The following is an 18,277-nucleotide window of genomic DNA, read 5'->3' on the forward strand; positions in this document are numbered from 1 at the left end:
AAGAGGATGATGGATAAAGAGAGAGAGCATATTATAGCCGATAAGACTATGTTGAGGGTAGCACGCATTACTTCAATGGTGTTTACCCCATTTTCTATACCATTTCTATCGTTTTTGATATTATTTCTGTTTTCTTATTTACGCATTATGCCACTACAGTATAAATTGATTGTGCTGGGCATTGTGTATTGTTTCACTATATTAACACCTACTATCACTATATTTCTGTTTCGCAAAATTAACGGATTTGCCCGTCATGAATTGAGTGAACGGAAAAAGCGGTATATACCTATTTTGCTGACTATCATTTCCTACGTGTTTTGTTTACTGATGATGAGGCGGTTGAATATTCCGCCATATATGACTGGTATTATTTTTGTCTCTTTGGTTGTGTCTGTTATTTGTATCATTGTAAACATAAAGTGGAAGTTGAGTGAACATATGGCAGGAATGGGCGGAATTGTTGGAGGATTGGTTTCTTTTAGTGCACTTTTCGGTTATAACCCTGTAGGATGGTTATGTATATTTATCCTGATAGCAGGAATACTGGGCTCTGCGCGGATCGTTTTGGGGCATCATTCATTAGGTGAAGTACTTTCCGGCTTTGTTGTCGGATTCTTATGTGCTCTTTTGATTCTTCATCCGATATGTAATTTGTTATTCAAAATCTTATTATATTAAAAATAGTATAAATCCTAAAAACTAATTATTATGAACTTTCCACAGAATTTGAAGTACACAAGTGAACACGAATGGATTCGTGTAGAAGGAGATATTGCTTATGTAGGTATTACAGACTATGCACAGGAACAACTGGGTGATATTGTATTTGTAGATATTCCTACTGTTGGAGAGGCACTCGAAGAAGGTGAAACTTTCGGTACTATCGAAGTAGTGAAAACTATTTCCGACCTTTTCTTGCCGGTGGCAGGTGAAGTAATGGAACAGAATGAAGCATTGGAAGAAAATCCTGAATTGGTAAATAAAGATCCTTATGGCGAAGGCTGGCTGATTAAGATGAAACCGGCTGATTTAAAAGCTGTAGAAGATCTGCTGGATGCAGAAGCATATAAGGTAGTTGTTAATGGGTAATTCCTTGCGACTACGATGAATTGATAACAATTTGTAACTAGTAAATAATATGAATCCAATTGTAAGTATCATCATGGGGAGTACATCCGACCTTCCGGTAATGGAAAAGGCTGCACAACTGCTGAATGATATGCATGTGCCGTTCGAAATGAACGCTCTTTCCGCTCATCGTACTCCGGAAGCAGTGGAAGATTTTGCAAAGAATGCCCGGGGACGTGGTATTAAAGTGATAATTGCTGCTGCGGGGATGGCTGCCGCTCTTCCCGGTGTGATTGCAGCTAATACAACCTTGCCAGTTATCGGAGTGCCTGTAAAAGGTTCCGTACTAGATGGTGTAGATGCTCTTTATTCTATCATCCAGATGCCTCCGGGAATTCCGGTAGCTACGGTAGCTATTAACGGAGCTATGAATGCGGCTATTTTGGCTATCCAGATGTTGGCATTGAGTGATGCAACATTAGCTGAAGCGTTTGCTGCTTACAAGGAAGGACTGAAGAAAAAAATCGTTAAAGCAAACGAAGAACTGAAAGAGGTTAAATACGAATATAAAACCAATTAAATGGATTTATTCAATTACTCCCGAAGAGAAACATCTGAAGTAAACATTGGGGCCGTTCCATTGGGCGGTCCCAATTCTATTCGTATCCAGTCGATGACAAACAAATCTACAATGGATACTGAAGCTTGTGTGGAGCAAGCCAAGAGGATTGTTGATGCAGGTGGTGAGTATGTCCGCCTGACGACACAAGGTGTTAAGGAAGCCGAGAATCTGAAAAATATTAATATCGGTTTGAGAAGTCAGGACTATATGGTTCCATTGGTTGCCGATGTCCATTTCAATCCGAAAGTGGCTGATGTAGCTGCTTTATATGCTGAGAAAGTGCGTATTAATCCGGGTAATTATGTAGATGCAGCCCGTACTTTTAAGAAACTGGAATATACCGACGAAGAGTATGCGCAGGAGATGCAGAAGATACGTGACCGTTTTGTTCCGTTCCTGAATATCTGCAAGGAGAATTATACGGCTGTCCGTATCGGAGTGAATCATGGTTCCTTGTCAGACCGTATCATGTCGCGCTACGGAGATACTCCCGAAGGAATGGTAGAATCGTGCATGGAGTTTTTACGTATTTGTGTAGCCGAGCATTTTACGGATGTCGTGATTTCGATTAAGGCTTCCAATACGGTTGTAATGGTAAAGACTGTCCGGTTGCTGGTAGCCGTTATGGAGCAAGAGGGAATGTCTTTCCCATTGCACCTTGGTGTGACGGAAGCCGGAGATGGAGAAGACGGACGTATCAAATCCGCACTGGGAATCGGAGCGTTGCTGAGCGACGGATTGGGAGATACCATACGTGTATCTTTAAGTGAAGCACCTGAAGCGGAGATTCCGGTTGCCCGTAAATTAGTAGATTATGTTTTGCTGAGGCAAGATCATCCGTATATTCCGGGAGCGGAAGCACCGGAATTTAATTACCTGTCTCCTTCGCGCCGGAAAACACGTCCCGTTCGTAACATTGGCGGAGAACACCTGCCGGTAGTTATTGCCGACCGTATGGATGGAAGGACGGAGGTGAACCCTCAATTTACTCCTGATTATATTTATGCAGGGAGAACCTTGCCTGAACAGCATGAGGCAGGGGTAGAATACATTCTTGATGCAGACGTTTGGAATGGAAAAGCCGGAACATGGCCTGCTTTTAATCATGAGCAATTGCCGTTGATGGGGACCTGTAATGCCGAACTGAAATTTTTGTTTATGCCCTTTATGGCACAGACGGATGAAGTGATTGCTTGTCTGAAGTTCCATCCTGAAGTTGTTATTGTGTCCCAGAGTAATCATCCGAATCGCTTGGGTGAACATCGTGCACTGGTACATCAGTTGATGACGGAAGGATTGCTCAATCCGGTTGTGTTCTTCCAACATTATGCGGAAGATCATGCTGAAGGCTTACAGATACAAGCGTCTGTCGATATGGGGGCGTTGATTTTCGATGGCCTTTGCGACGGTATTTTTCTGTTTAATCAGGGTAGCTTAAGTCATGCAGTCATTGATGCTACTGCTTTCGGAATCTTGCAAGCGGGGCGCACGCGTACATCTAAAACAGAATATATATCCTGTCCCGGTTGCGGACGGACACTATATGATCTGGAAAAGACAATAGCACGTATCAAGGTGGCCACCTCTCATCTGAAAGGTTTGAAGATTGGTATTATGGGCTGTATCGTGAATGGTCCCGGTGAAATGGCGGATGCCGATTACGGCTATGTAGGTGCGGGGCGCGGTAAGATCAGTCTTTATAAAGGAAAAGTATGTGTGGAAAAAAATATTCCGGAAGAAGAGGCTGTAGAACGATTGTTGGAGTTTATCCGCAATGATCGGAAAGATATAGAGCCTTAATTAGGATATTTTTATTGTTAAGACAGAAGTTGCCTTAAATAAACTTATGGCAATTTCTGTCTTTTCATTTGTTTTTATACACAGTAATAAATTTGCTACAAATATGTTAGTTTGCTTACTTGGAAGGTGTTCCAATTTATTCTTTCATTGTGCCCTTTGATTATTGCTGTAATATTGGTTTTATAAATTATCTTTTCAGGACGTCTTTTCAAGATGTATGTTTTTACCCCAAGTAATGTTTGAGGCTATAATGAACTAGACTTTCAGCTCGTATACAAAAAGTATTTTAAAAGAATTAAAATGAGTATTTTATTGTCATTTGTCACTTTTTCGACCTAAGCATCTAATAATCAATAGCCAATTAGTGATAATAACTAGTGATAATAAGGTGATAATAGAGGTTGATAACATTTATATTGTCACTCCTATTTATCTGCTTTAATTATCTAAATGGTTGATTACCAGATGGTATAATGGGGCTGAATTGCTAGCTCTGCAAGTAATAAGAATCCTTGTTTTTGTTGATTGATAGATTTATTGTTCAACTGATACCGCGTATGATAGCACAAATACTTGTAACATTAACATACAGGTAAGGCTCGACTAATTTTTTTTAAAAGTATATGCTTTCGTTTCACGTATGTAAACCATTCAGATGACGTACGTGGACTCAAAGGATCTCGTATGTGAATCGATGGGATTATGTACGTGATACGATTTATTATCACTGCAAACATACTTTAATAGAGCTTGGAAAATAACTAAATCTACCGTCTTTTCCCTTTAGAAAAAGGTTTTTATGCAATTAAAGAAGTTTGTTTTTCTGTTGAAAATATTCAAAGATCTGAATTGAGATTAAAATAATAGAGTGATAATAGAAAATTCATCGATTTATATTATCACTCTATTATCACTTATTATTATCACTAATTGTCTATTGACTATTAGATGTTTAAGTCGAAAAAGTGATAAGTGACAATAAAAAGTGCATTTCTTATCCATGTTGTTTGATTGGTTAGGTTTGTTGAATTTGTGAGTCCTTTTATTCTTGACGGTGATTTCTTATAGTTTGGATTATACTCCCTTCAACTACTGCAGACATTGTATGAAGATATATGCGCGTTGTGAATTTTCTTCTTTTACTACTTGTCCTTTTGTTACCTACTCTTCTTTCTGTCTTTACCTCATGATGACCGAGAAGGGCATATACATAAATTCTTTTGTATTTAAGCGATAATAATTTATTTTTTTGCTTTCTCTCTTTAATTGAACTGTGGTAGTTTGTGTACCATGGAAGGCAAAGTGTGGGATACCATTTTGAAGGTGATTATTACAGTTGCCTCCGAAGTACTTGAAGTATTTGGTGGTAATACGATGAATTTGTAAAAGTATAAATTGATATTTTAAAAAAAACTTTTGATGAATCGAACTTTAAGCTTGGTTATTAGTCATTCAAAATAAAGGGTATCTCCTCAATGATAATGAATAATTTAAAATTCACGTATCATGGAAGAGCATTTTGCGACTGATTTGTGACATCAACCTTATAATCACAAATATAGTACAAAAAAATAATTGAAAGAATGAATGTTAAGATAGTTTTGTCCTATAAATGTTCCGTTCCGCCATGGAGGACAAAGAGAACATAAAGTAAATAACGATGAAAAAGAATTTAGAAAGGAGGTAAGTAAACAATGTCAGTGAAAAAACCAATTTGGGATATCATCCTGAAAGCCATTATCGCAGCAGCTTCAGCAATACTTGGAGCGTTGAGTGCTGATGCAATGAACCTGTAGAATCCGTATTTAGACTCTTCCATTGAGTCTTGTTACAGATTGAAACACAAACACCGAGACAATCCCTTGAGGGCAAGGGCCCTGCTCGTCAGGAGATTGTTTGCTGGTATTTTATTAGAATAAATAGATTTAATTCAATCAAAAAAGAAATACAATGAAAAGTGATTATATAAAAAAGAACAAGAGCAGGATACTCGGAAAACTATCCTGGATACTTTTACTCGCTTGTCTTCCGCTATTGGGAATACAGGCCCAACAAACCCATGAAATTAGCCTGGACGTTCCCCGTATCGTACCCGTATCACCGGAGGCGGCAGCCATGGAGAAGTACCAGTCCTACCCGATAGACTATTGTACGGGAATTCCCAACATAACCATCCCCCTGTATGAAATCGTAGCGGGAGAAATAACCATTCCAATCTCCCTGTCATACCATGCCTCGGGACTGAAACCCAAAGAACGCAGCGGACTTGCGGGCACGGGCTGGACACTAAGCTTGGAACCTTCCATCATGCGGGAAATCAAAGGCGTAGCCGACAGCGACACATACGGCTGGTTCAATACTCGGAACAGCACAGTCCCGACAGACAAGGTGGAGCAATTGAGATATTATAACGCCAAAGTGGATAACCAATATGACACCCAACCGGACAAGTTTGTCTACAAACTTCCCCACGGTGGCGGAAGCGGTTATTTTATGGAACCATTCAACCCCATGCGTTGCATCCCCTTGACCAATGATGATATCCGTTATAGCGGAATACGCATGGACATCACGGACGCCGCTGGCGTGAAATACGAATTTGGCGGTGTCAATGAGAAAGCAGACGATATGATCACTCGCTGGATGTGTACGGCTATCCGTTCTCCTCGGCAGACCAACTACCCGGTCACCTTTGAATATAACACCATTCGAACCCTGCTGCATCCGAGTGCCTATTTCAACCTGGACAGCCGTATCATTATTAATTCCGTCCAGAATGGTACCCCTAAGATATTATTCTCAAAGATGGTGCCCGGAAAGTCCAACGAACATTACCGCATAGATGCTGACGGCTACACGTCACCTTATAACGCCAAACTCACTCCCCTTTCGGAGTCGCAGGCTGGTGTGCATTATCCCGGCAACAGCTCTTTTGTGGGCGGACGTGGTGAAGAAGCACGTCTGAGTAAGATTAATTATTTCGGTAATGCCTTTTCAGTTTCTTACAAGACAGTCGGATCCGGAGTGACCGCAGCGGACGCTTACGACCGTATGGATGTGACCAATGCCAAAGGTGAGACGATCCGTTCCATCGAGTTCTTCATCAGCCTTTACAACGGTTCCACCTCCCTGACCAAACTCGACTCGGTGCGTGTCTCGGCTCCCGGAGTGGAAACAAAGGTATATGCGTTCCATTATAGTAATATTTATAATGTCCCCTCCATATACACCGTAGCGGTAGACCACTGGGGATTCTGCAACGGTGCCAACAACAACACCGAAGACGAAAAGAATATTCCCGGCTTCCGTAAAAAAGTATATGTGCCCAACGGGATAGGAAAAACACTGGAAACCATTCTCGAGCATTCGGGTAGGAACCGGGAAGCCAATGCCGGGTGGGCCGCATCCGGTATTCTGAGCCGCATCACCGACCCCCAAGGGATACAGACTACTTTCGAGCACGAAGGCAATTATGGCGGGTTCCGTGACCCCAACCATTCCGCCAATTACCGTAATTATCTCCATCCCGTAGGCGGGCTGCGTGTAAAGAACATTGTTACCACCGATCCGCATACGAACCGACGTACCATTAAGTCTTACCGGTATGGACTGACCAAAGTGAATAATGCCGGTTATGAACCGATCTGGGGCGGTGGTGCCATCAAGCACATTGTCAGCGAACGGGATTATTGCTCGAGCATGAGTAATTTTGTAGAAGGTCCCACCAACGACTTTACCTGGTTTGAATACCTGACCACATATCGTTCAATGCCTCATTCCAATATTACGTTCAACAACGGAAGTGCCGTGATGTATAATATTGTCAGTGAAGAAATCAGCGGGGACGGAATGGAATCCATTCATACGGATTACTATTACAATGTGAAGCTGCACAATTACGAGGGAGTACTGAGTTGGTATGACGGACAGACCGATATGGTTAAGCAGTTTCTGGAAAACAAACCGGAGAAAGACCTGCGCAAACTGTTCCGTTCTTTCCCCGCCCATCCGCAAGAGCCTTCGGATGATCTGGCAAGAAACCCTTCCGACAGTTATCAGATTTATGGCCGTTTGATCCGTAAGAATTGTTTCAAGAAGGATGAACTGGTTTCACGTACGGATTATGAAAATACCAGAGTCTCTTCCAACGGAAGCGTTTTTGTCGATCTTCCGGTGCGACTGATTTCGATTGATGCCGAGACTTACCGCAAACATATGAATAAAAGCACTTTCGATGGTAAGGAATTTTTTGTCGCAAGTAATTATTATACGCCCAGTGATGAAAATTCAAAGGTACAGACTGAGTTTTTCCTGGATGTGACCAACTACTGTGTACTCAGTAAGGAAAGAACAACCGAATATTACCCGGCCAACGGACGTCGTGACAGCCTTGTGACAACGAAAGACTATTCATACAATATCGATTTCTCAAATCCGGGAACTTCGCTGGAACCCAGGAAGGTAGCGATGACCAACAGTAACAGTACCGCCGTTACCGATGAGTATGAGTTCCTGAGTGGTTTTCCTTCCATTCTTTCCTGTCACAAGCATAGTGAAGGTGGGCATTCACGTGAAAATCGCATCCTGTTCAAGAATGGTACCTGCTTCCCCGAACGTATCCGCAGCAAGATCGACCAGACTTCCGATTTCCGTGACGAGGTGGTCTATACGGCTTATGACAGTTACAATAATGTGGCGGAAATTAAAGGCAAGGATGGCACGCCCATCACTTTCCTGTGGGGGTATCTCAACCGTTTTCCGATAGCCAAAATCGAGAATGCTACGCGCGATGCGGTATTGACAGGAATGGGCTATCCGACGACGAGCACGAGTGTGCTGGATGCCTGGTCGGGTCTTGCCAAACCCTCGGATGATATCCTGAATAAAATCGGATCCCTGCGCGAGGCGCTACCGGGTGCCAGGGTGACGCTCTACGATTACGACCCGGTGAAGGGGCTTACCGGAGTGACGGACCCGAACGGCGTGGTGACTCATTTTGAGTATGACCATTACAACCGCTTGACGGACAGTTATTACGTGGATCCCGATTTGCAGAAGGTGATGCTGCAACAGTATATCTACCGTTTGGGGAAATAACACAAGAAATGAAATACAATAACAGAACTTTAAAAAAGAAGAAACGTATGAAAAAATATATTTGTATCTTATTGTTTGGTCTGTTCTCGGCGGTGATGTTCGGGCAACCGACTTACCAGCACCGAATGGACACTGCCATTGATATTGGCACGCATGACGGGCCCTTTACATTTACCGATAGCCGGTATACGGGGGATTTTACGGATGATTTTTACTGGAATGTGGATTATCCTCCTTACCTTGGTGTTAAGGAAGTCTTTTACCGTATCACACTGACCCGTTCACAGTCTCTAAAGTTTAATGTGACCCGACCTGACAGGTGTTGGACTAATGTAATGTTGCTGGATGATACCGGAAAGAGATGGGAATACCATTCTCACGCCGACGATGCTTTCGGATTGACTCCCGGGGTATATTATTTTGTCGTGGAAGGCGAGCAATCAGGCAATTTGAATGTTCCTGTGCCCGATGTAACAATTGACGTAAAGATTGAGGGAAGTGACCGTACTACGGGAGAGGATTTCTGTTATCCCTTTGAGCTGGGAAGTTTCAGCGATAACTTCAATCTGACTCCCAGTGTGAAGGATTTCGATCAGTTTAGAAATGATTATCGCTCGGCTAAGGATGTGAGGGTGGATGGATATACGCACGACGTTATTTACCATTTCACGTTGGAAAATCCGATGAAGGTAAGTTTAGAACAGAGAGGAACTTCGGATGAATATGATTATTCACAGTCCAGCCTTATGAATGCTGCCGGAGATACGATTTGTGTTTCCAATAGTGGGGACAGCAATGCCCAACAAGTGGAGCTTTCTGAGGGAGAGTATTATATTTATGGCTGGGGAAGGCGCCTTCGAACTTCCGGGTTCAGCTTTAATTTCAGTGGGACTCTCCCACCTGTGGGCAGTGACTTCTCCTATCCGGTAGAGGTGGGCAGCCGTTTTTCCGACTTTACCTATACCGATACGCGAAGTACTTCCAACTTTTCGAGTAGCAAACAACCGGAAAAGGCGGGCAAGGAGGTATATTACCGTTTTACCATTACCCAGCCGATGGGAATAGGGATCAATACCTGTGGTTCTGCGGTAGCGGACACGTATCTGAAGGTGTTCTCTTCCGACAGGCAACGGGTGTTGTACTTCAATGATGATTATTCGGGCAGTGGTGCTTGCAGTAATACGAAAAGCGCTTGTATTCATATTCCATTGCTCATGCCGGGAACGTACTATGTGGTTACGGATGGGGCAAGTAATGGGAATCTTACTACTGCCATTACGGGGACAGTGGTCAATAATCCGGGGGATTCTTCGGAGATGGCCATTGATCTGGGTCCGCATAGCAAGGGCTTTTCTTTCTCCGATATCCGCAATACTGCTTCGGGATATACGAACCGATATCAGGGTAAGTCTACCAATGACGTTTATTATAAGTTCACGATGGAGAAGGCGCTGGCTGTCACGATTGACCACGAGGGGGCTTCTCTTGCGGATACGTATATGAGCCTGCTGGATAAGGACGGGAAGTTGCTGCGTAACAGTGGCAACACCAAGGGGCATGCGCAGTTGGAGTTACAGGAGTTGGCGGCGGGTACTTATTATGTGGTATCGGAAGGTATCAGCCTTAACGGTTCCATCACCACCAATATCCGAATCCGTGGTGCCGGCGGTGATATTGTGACGACAAAGGGACAGCCGCATGTCATTAGTCTGACGCCTTTGAAGAAGACTTCTTCCACTTCCTCTTTAAAACAGGATGAGCAGCTTCTGGAAATACAGTACTTTGACCATTTGGGACAGCCGACGCAGAAGATTCAGCGGGGTATTACTCCGGGCGGTAATAATCTGGTGACACTTCAGGAGTATGACGGCATGGGACGTGAACTTCGGCAGTGGCTTGCAGCACCAGGGGAAGATGATCTTGGGGCTTATGTTCATCCGGCAGTGGTGAAACAGGCTGCCCGGGCTACGGAACTTTATGGAAATGACGGTCGCCCTTACAGTGAAACCTCTTATGACGGATCGGAACTGAGCAGGGTTATCAAGCAGGCCGGTGTGGGTAATGACTGGCATACTGCCGGGAAGGCTGTCACGACGGATTATGTGACGAATGTGGATAATATTACACAGCAGTTGGTACGTATGTACGGGTATTCAGGCAATGACCTGAAGAGTACGGGGTATTATGCCAATGGTTCACTCAAGGGAACAAAGATTACGGACGAGGATGGAAATGTCAGTTACGAGTTTAAGGATAAGATGGGTCGGGTGGTACTGAACCGTCAGATGGACGGGAGTCTGGCACATGATACTTATTATGTATATGATGATTACGGGAATGTGCGCTTTGTATTGCCACCGCTTGCGGCGGACAATCTGAACAGTGCCGCTTCTTGGACAGAGAGTAATGAGATACTCAAGAAGTATGTGTATGTTTACCGTTATGACAAGCTGAACCGTTGTATCTATAAGAAGCTGCCGGGTTGTGAACCGGTGTATACGGTTTATGATGCTGCGGACCGGCCTATCTTTACCCAGGATGGCGAGCAGCGCTCCAAAGGGGAATGGTCGTTCAGTATACCGGACGCTTTTAATCGTGTGGTGCTCACGGGGATTTGTAAGTACAATCCCGATTATACGGCTGATCCGTTAAAAGGCATTGTGGTGAAAGCGGTCTGGGTAGATTCGGCTAGTTCGGTGAAGGGGTATAGTATCTCGGGAGTAACGCTGAATACTCCTACGGTTCTCTCGGCTGTTTATTACGATAGTTATGGCTTTATGGGTAAAAGTAACAGTATTCCTAATGATGCCACTACAGTTTATGCGGAAGTTGCAGGTTACGGCAAACGTTACCCTGGCGGATGCCGGGGACAGCAGACGGGATCATACATAGCTAAGCTCTCGAAGACAGGTACAGTAACAGGATATGTTTATCAAGTTATGTATTATGACGACCGTTACCGGATGGTTCAGCAACGGGGTAATAATGAGTTGGGGGGGACGGATCTGACCTGTACGGCTTATAGCTTTACTGGAAAACCGACCCAGGTGAAACAGGTGCGTACCGTTTCAGGAAAGGAGACGACTACGGAACTCAGGCAGCATGCGTATGACCATGCGGACCGTTTGCTCCGAACGAGTTATCAGTTGAATAATGATGTTCCGGTTACGCTGGTGGATAATGTGTATGATGAGGTGGGACGGTTGAAGTCGGACCGCAGGAACGGAAACAGTAAGCTGAAGAGTGATTACACGTATAATGTCCGGTCGTGGACGAAGAGTATCAGTGGTCCGTTGTTCAGTCAGACGCTCAATTATCAGGAAGCAATCACCGGTAATACTCCTTGTTACAATGGTAACATCAGCAGTATGTCATGGAAGGTGGGAACGGAGACAACAGACAGAGGTTATCGTTTTACCTACGATGGCTTGTCAAGGCTGAAGAATGCGAGCTACGGAGAAGGTGCTACGTTTGCAACTAATCCGAACCGTTTTAATGAACAGATTACGGGTTATGATAAGATGGGTAACATTCTTGGTTTGCAACGTTACGGACAGATTTCGGCAACGGCTTACGGGTTGATTGATAACCTGACTTTGACTTACAATGGTAATCAGTTGCAGGCGGTGAAGGATGCTGCTACAAGTGCTGTCTTTGGCAATGGTCTGGAGTTTAAGGATGGTGCTAATCAGACGGTGGAGTATACGTATGATAAAAATGGTAATTTGATTAAAGATTTAAACAAGAATATTAGTAGTATTGGATATAATTGTTTAAATTTGCCTAATCAGGTAATCTTTACAGGGGGCAATAGTGTTGAGTATGAATATGGGGCGGATGGAACGAAGCTTCGTACATTACATAAGACAGGTTCTACTACTTTGACTACGGATTATTGTGGTAATGCCGTCTATGAAAATGGGGTGTTGAAGATGTTGCTCAATGAAGCGGGGTATGTTAGTTTTCCGGATAGGAAGGTTCATTTTTATCTGAAAGATCATCAGGGGAATACTCGTGTGGTTGCGGATAAGGATGGTAATGTGGAGGAGACTAACAATTATTATCCTTTTGGTGGGACGTTTACTTCTACAGCGAACATTCAGCCTTATAAGTATAATGGCAAGGAACTGGATCAGAAGAATGGACTGAATTGGTATGATTATGGGGCTAGACATTATGATGCGGCGATAGGTAGGTGGCATGTGATGGATCCGATGAGTGAGAAATATTATTCGATGAGTCCGTATGGTTACTGTGCCGGAAACCCAGTTTGTCATAAAGATGAAGAAGGCAAGTGGATCAATAATGTTGTAGGAGCTGTTATAGGTGCTGCCGTAGATCTTGGGGTTCAAGTTACTGCTAATCTTGTACAAGGAAATAGCGCTTATCATGATATCAAATGGGGGAATGTCGGAGTTTCTGCTGTAGAGGGATTCGTAACTTCTGGTATGAGTGCAGGAAAAACATTAGTAGTTAAAGCTACAGCATCTATTGCAAAGAATACAATTAATGCCATAGATGATAAAAAGCTTAACAATGTTAATGACGCATTAGGTGTTGTGACTGAATCGGTCAAGGATATTGCGGCTGACAAGGTTATAGGTAAAGCTGGTGATTTGCTTGGTAAAGGAATGAAGGAGGTTATTCCACAATTGAAAGAGGCTACACAAAAAGGTTCCAGCTTAATTCTAAGTAATAATAAAGCAACACAATTAGCAAAGAAACTTCCCGGGGTTTCTAATGTAAAACAAGCTCGTGGTATTGCAATTGAAAAAAAAGGTATTGTCGATGCAAGTAAAACTATTAGTAATATTGTACAGAAAGCTCCTGAAAATACGTTCAAATTTGGTATGCAGGTTGCAAAAGGTAGTTTGGAGAGGGATGTGAATAGATAAAAATAGCAGATTTGGCGTTGAACTAAAAAAATATGATGAATGGGGATAGCTAAGAAATTCAATAAAAGAGTTCAGAAAAGAAAAGCTGGATTAAAAAAGAGTAAGATGGTATTAATTATATATTTTATAGTGATAACATCACCTATTTGGCTGTATGCAGGAATTATACGTGGAGTAATTCTCCCTTCTTTTGGTCAAAAGGCAATAGGAGTTTTATCAGGATTAAGAGAATCAAGTAGTTGGAATCAGTATCATCGTTATGCCCCCCCTAGCTATTATTGTACTTTTAATGTAAACGGTAAATCATATAAAAGTAATTCTACGATATCGGCAGAAGATACATTATATCACTTAGGAGATACGGTTATAGTTATCTATCTTAGCCATTTTCCAATTATTAATACATTAGATTTATCTAATGAATAAAAATTGTTTTATCCTGGTATAGGTAGTTCTTTTGCAATTTTGAAGAACCATCTTCTCCCTTTGATTTGTGTTCCTTCATTCTATCATAAAATCGTAAGAAATGCGGCAAAAGCGTTGTGCTTTTGACCGCATTTAATTCAAACTCTATGATATTAAGCTAGTATTTCTTATCTCTATGTTACCACACATCAAAGATAAAAAAATATGCTAAATCATAGCTTCGAGCACAAATATAGTACAAAAGATTTACGATATCGTTTTCCTCTGAAAGAAAATTCGACCGATGCCTCTATCAGCCTCTCCTCTTTTTATACAGACAGCCGTTTTGAAATCAGAGATGTAATCATAGAACCTGATTTCATTCATCTTTTAGTCCGATGCTACAACGATCATGGCGTATGCCCATATTGTGGGGCGGTCAGCCATAAGGTGCACAGTAGATACTGTAGGGCAATAGTAGATTTGTCGATCTTAGAAAAAAACGTAACCATACATATGGAGAGCCGGAAGTTCTTTTGTCCTAATGAAGAATGCAAGAAAAAACATTTGCAGAACAACTCGGCAGCGAAGTATTCCGCTACAGGAGAAGAACAAGGCGGTGCGAAATACTTGTCGCCAAACACGGGATATACTGCTCCTCCAACAAAGCTAAAGCTCTTATAAGCATTATGGCGGTGCCCTTATGTAATACTACTGTGCTTCGGGATATACACAGAATGAATATAGATGAGTGCAACTCGGTTGAAAATATCGGAGTGGACGATTGGGCTTTCAGAAAAGGTGTCACTTATGGCAGTATCATCATCAACCTTGACACAGGTTTGGTTATAGACCTCCTTGGAGAGCGGAATCAGGATAGTTTTGGAACATGGTTGGAAAAGCATCAAAAAGTTGGCATGGTGAGCAGGGACAGGTTTAACGAGTACTCATCGGCAATATCCTCATCTGGTATGGATATTACGGAAGTGGCAGATAGGTTCCATTTGATAAAAAACATATCAGACTGTGTGACCAAGGTCATTTCTGAAAACTATGCCGACTAACGTAGCCTTGTAAGAGGAGATGAGAATCAAACAGTAAAACACGAGCCTTTTAGAACCGATTCCAGACAGGTTATGTTTGAAGAAGTTAAAGAATTACAAAGCAAAGGCTTTAAGATAACCAAGATAGCAAACCGACTGGGCATTGCCAGGCAAACGGTCAGAAAATAGATGGCTTATGATAAACTACCTCCACGCGCAAGTAAGGCACGTAATGAATACTATGAGTATGACACATACGTGGAAAATGAATACAGGCATGGTAAAGATCTGAGGAAAATATATAGAGAAATTGTGATTCACGGCTTTAAGGGAAGTCTCACCCCATTCTATGAACACTACGGGTATCTTTCTGACGGACATCACGGATATCGTTCCGCAAAAGAAGTTGAAGAGATGAAGAAAACCAATACGGATAGCCGGGAAAAACTGATACCGATCAATGCCATATCATACATGGTTGATAAGAGCATAAGAGGAAAGCCCATGAAAGAAAATGAGAGGGAACTTGTAATAAGGTTGTTGAGGCTTAAATGGTTCAATAGTATCTACAATGCTGCCGCATCGTTCTATGCTATTATTGGAGGGGATAATGTTACAGCTTTAAAAATATGGATAAGTACTTATGAAGAATCTAACATAACGAGGTTAAAAACCTTTGTGTACGGAATCAAAATGGATATGAATGCTGTGGCAAACAGCATTCATTATGATGTCTCAAATGGTATTGTTGAAGGATATGTAAACAAGCTCAAAGAAGTAAAGAGGACTTGTATGGGTGAGCTCATATCGAACTACTTAAAAGAAAAATGGTCATACCACCTATGCATTTCAACTAAATTGCAAAAGAACCGTATAGGTTGTCTAATAATACATAATTTATATCAGGGTATTTTTGATTTGATATACCATGATAACCAATACCACAGTCTTAATCGTAAGTTGCACAGATTATATTTATAAATCAGTTTATAAATCAGAAGAATATTAGTTTAAGTTTAATTAAATATCCAACTATTAATGACTAATATCAGGTGACATTTACCATTATGGCAATCATCTACAAATTGTAAAGTATAATTTGACTAATATAGTCTACATATAGAGTTTGAAAATGGCGTTAGGTAGACGTAGCATACAATTATGATAAAAATGATCATTGATTGAGAGCTTGTTTAAATTTTCCAGTTTGAAATAGAAAAAGTGTTTCCTCTTTCCTCGAAAATGATTATTTTTAGTTACCACACTTCAAATAATTATGTATTCTACGGATTTAGAAGAAACACAGTGGCAAGTTATCAAGAAAATCTTGAACCTGCAAGAAAGGAAAGGAAAATATGATTTACGTGAAATATGGAATGCTATTTTCTATGTAGTGAAAACCGGTTGGCAGTGGCGTATGCTTCCCTCTGATTTTGCTCCTTGGGAGTTGGTTTACTACTATTCTCGCAAATGGTCTTCTTTAGGTGAATTTGATTTGTTATTGAACAATTTACGAGAAAAAGCACGTGTGAAAATGGGACAAAAAGCAGAAGCGATCCTGGGTATCATGGATAGTCAAAGTGTACGTTGGGGCGATAATCGTTCCCTTAACGGTATTGATGGCAACAAGAAAGTGAAAGGTGTTAAGCGGCACGTTGGGGTAGATAAAAATGGTTTTCTACTTGCCGTCATGGTGACGATTGCCTGTGTACATGATAGCAAGGCAGCTTACCTGTTGGCAAGATGTCTTAGGGAACTCTGTTGCAATATCAAAGTAATATTGGCAGATGCCGGATATCGTGGGGAAATAGCTGGAAAGATTAAAAGTACTTTTGGGTATATTCTTGGAGTCGTTGTCAGCGGTGATAAGGTAAAAGGTTTTAAACCAATAAAGAAAAGGTGGATTGTGGAAAAAACCTTTTCATGGTTTGACAATTATAGAAGGCTCTGCAGAAACTATGAATTGACATTCGATTCGGCAGAGGAAATGGTAAAACTGGCATCTATTAGGATGTTATTGAATAAAATTTAAACAGGCTCTGAAAATTTAAACAATAATATAAATAATGTAAGTTTAATATAGCAGAACAATCTATTTATGTCGAACTCACGTTATTTAAATGTATCTATTGAATAACATATTTGATATTAAAAAAATCCCTGATAACTTTTTCTATTTAAGCGAAGAAGCCTCAGGGATTTTTGGGGGATTAGAAATTTAGATTTAGTTGATATTAGGATTTAATGTATGCCAGTTTTTGATAGCAGGGATGATACCCATCTCTATCACTTCATCACGTAATTTGCATAAATGTTCGTAGCTTTTTTCTAATTCTTCTTGTTCAGCAGGAGTACCTGCTACTTCCTTATAACTAATACCATTTTTAGTGATTGAAGTCTCCATTGCCATCATGATATGATCAAACTTGCCATTAGCCACGTACGTTCCTGCAGGCCAACGGAAAGGTTGTCCTCCCATAGCGGCAGCAATCATTTCGATAGAAAGGTATGCCGGACTTTGGAAGGAAGAACGTCCGCGTAAATCAATAATATGTTTTCCTCCTTGTATAACACGAACTTTCAAAGCTTCCCATTCAGCTAATGGAAGGCGCGTAGTACCGATAAAATCGGTTAAAGGTTCTCCATTTACTTTGGTTGTTGAGGCGAATACAGCCATCTGTTCTCCATGTCCACCATAAGTACGGCAGTTTTGGATATCGGAAGCAGGGATATGGAAATATTTAACCAATTCATTTTGTAGACGAGTACTGTCCAATGCAGCTAAAGTAGAAACCTGCGAAGGCTTCAAGCCGGAATAAAGCAATGTGATCAGGCCAGTAATATCTGCAGGATTGAAAATCACAACGATATGTTTTACGTTTGGACAGTATTGACGGACGTCTTTACCGAATTGAGCTGCGATCTCAGCATTTCCTTTCAATAAGTCTTCACGAGTCATACCTGCTTTGCGAGCAGCACCACCCGAGGAAACAATGTAAGAGGCCCCAGTCAATGCTTCTTTGATATCGGAAGTAAATGTCAGGTTTACACCTTCGAAACCACAATGGTATAATTCTTCTGCCACACCTTCCAGAGCGGGAGCAAAAGGATCGTATAGGCAAATGTTCGGAGTGAGTTTCATCATCATGGCAGTTTGCGCCATATTGGAGCCGATCATTCCGGCAGCTCCTACAATTGTAAGTTTCTCGTTGGTTAGAAAATTCATAATTCTATATCTTTTAAAGGTGAGTAATCTTTATCTTTAACGGTTACAAAGATAACGCCTTTATTCTCAGATTGTTCATTGAAAAAAGTGTTGGCAGATAACGAAAAGTTATATCTGT

The 18,277-nt window shown here is 41.6% G+C and carries 15 protein-coding genes; 14 read left to right on the plus strand and 1 reads right to left on the minus strand.

Going from position 1 to position 18,277, the window contains the following annotated elements:
• The first annotated feature begins 9 nt into the window (after positions 1 to 9).
• The 14 genes from PHO71_RS16190 (at position 10) to PHO71_RS16250 (ending at position 16,965) form a co-directional block, all read left to right on the plus strand.
• On the plus strand, positions 10 to 681 hold the full coding sequence (locus PHO71_RS16190) for a phosphatase PAP2 family protein (protein ID WP_300205314.1): 672 nt from the start codon (positions 10 to 12) through the stop codon (positions 679 to 681).
• A gap of 30 nt (positions 682 to 711) precedes the next feature.
• Positions 712 to 1,092 (plus strand): glycine cleavage system protein GcvH, encoded by a 381-nt coding sequence (gene gcvH, locus PHO71_RS16195; protein ID WP_300205282.1) that lies wholly within the window; start codon positions 712 to 714, stop codon positions 1,090 to 1,092.
• A gap of 49 nt (positions 1,093 to 1,141) precedes the next feature.
• Positions 1,142 to 1,651, plus strand: coding sequence for a 5-(carboxyamino)imidazole ribonucleotide mutase (gene purE / locus PHO71_RS16200; RefSeq protein WP_300205284.1), 510 nt, complete (start codon positions 1,142 to 1,144; stop codon positions 1,649 to 1,651).
• The gene (locus PHO71_RS16205) at positions 1,652 to 3,493 is read left to right on the plus strand and encodes a 4-hydroxy-3-methylbut-2-en-1-yl diphosphate synthase (RefSeq protein WP_300205286.1); all 1,842 of its coding nucleotides are present in this window, start codon (positions 1,652 to 1,654) and stop codon (positions 3,491 to 3,493) included.
• Positions 3,494 to 4,783: 1,290 nt separating this feature from the next.
• The gene (locus PHO71_RS16210; protein WP_300205288.1) at positions 4,784 to 4,879 is read left to right on the plus strand and encodes a smalltalk protein; all 96 of its coding nucleotides are present in this window, start codon (positions 4,784 to 4,786) and stop codon (positions 4,877 to 4,879) included.
• Positions 4,880 to 5,187: 308 nt separating this feature from the next.
• Positions 5,188 to 5,289 (plus strand): smalltalk protein, encoded by a 102-nt coding sequence (locus PHO71_RS16215; protein WP_300205290.1) that lies wholly within the window; start codon positions 5,188 to 5,190, stop codon positions 5,287 to 5,289.
• A 154-nt stretch (positions 5,290 to 5,443) separates the two neighbouring features.
• The gene (locus PHO71_RS16220) at positions 5,444 to 8,590 is read left to right on the plus strand and encodes an RHS repeat domain-containing protein (protein ID WP_300205292.1); all 3,147 of its coding nucleotides are present in this window, start codon (positions 5,444 to 5,446) and stop codon (positions 8,588 to 8,590) included.
• Positions 8,591 to 8,637: 47 nt separating this feature from the next.
• Positions 8,638 to 13,485, plus strand: coding sequence for a DUF6443 domain-containing protein (locus PHO71_RS16225; protein WP_300205294.1), 4,848 nt, complete (start codon positions 8,638 to 8,640; stop codon positions 13,483 to 13,485).
• Between the two features lie 39 nt (positions 13,486 to 13,524).
• On the plus strand, positions 13,525 to 13,911 hold the full coding sequence (locus tag PHO71_RS16230) for a hypothetical protein (RefSeq protein ID WP_300205296.1): 387 nt from the start codon (positions 13,525 to 13,527) through the stop codon (positions 13,909 to 13,911).
• A gap of 204 nt (positions 13,912 to 14,115) precedes the next feature.
• Entirely contained in the window at positions 14,116 to 14,574 is a 459-nt protein-coding gene (locus tag PHO71_RS16235; RefSeq protein ID WP_300205298.1) for a transposase family protein, read from the plus strand.
• Between the two features lie 5 nt (positions 14,575 to 14,579).
• A complete protein-coding gene (locus PHO71_RS16240) occupies positions 14,580 to 14,954 on the plus strand; it encodes a transposase (RefSeq protein WP_300205300.1) in 375 nt (124 codons plus the stop codon).
• 72 nt (positions 14,955 to 15,026) lie between these two features.
• A complete protein-coding gene (locus tag PHO71_RS26245; protein WP_367279909.1) occupies positions 15,027 to 15,122 on the plus strand; it encodes a helix-turn-helix domain-containing protein in 96 nt (31 codons plus the stop codon).
• Positions 15,123 to 15,914 (plus strand): transposase, encoded by a 792-nt coding sequence (locus PHO71_RS16245; RefSeq protein ID WP_300205302.1) that lies wholly within the window; start codon positions 15,123 to 15,125, stop codon positions 15,912 to 15,914.
• A 295-nt stretch (positions 15,915 to 16,209) separates the two neighbouring features.
• Positions 16,210 to 16,965 carry an IS5 family transposase gene (locus PHO71_RS16250; protein WP_300205304.1) on the plus strand — a complete coding sequence of 252 codons (756 nt, stop codon included), beginning with the start codon at positions 16,210 to 16,212 and terminating at the stop codon, positions 16,963 to 16,965.
• Positions 16,966 to 17,157: 192 nt separating this feature from the next.
• Here the strand turns inward: PHO71_RS16250 and PHO71_RS16255 are convergent, their stop codons facing one another.
• Positions 17,158 to 18,159, minus strand: a complete 1,002-nt coding sequence (locus tag PHO71_RS16255) for a malate dehydrogenase (RefSeq protein ID WP_300205306.1) — start codon at positions 18,157 to 18,159, stop codon at positions 17,158 to 17,160.
• Between the last annotated feature and the right edge of the window lie 118 nt (positions 18,160 to 18,277).

Origin of the sequence: Bacteroides sp. (assembly GCF_028690125.1) — a bacterium.
In the GTDB taxonomy this organism is placed as follows: domain Bacteria; phylum Bacteroidota; class Bacteroidia; order Bacteroidales; family Bacteroidaceae; genus Bacteroides.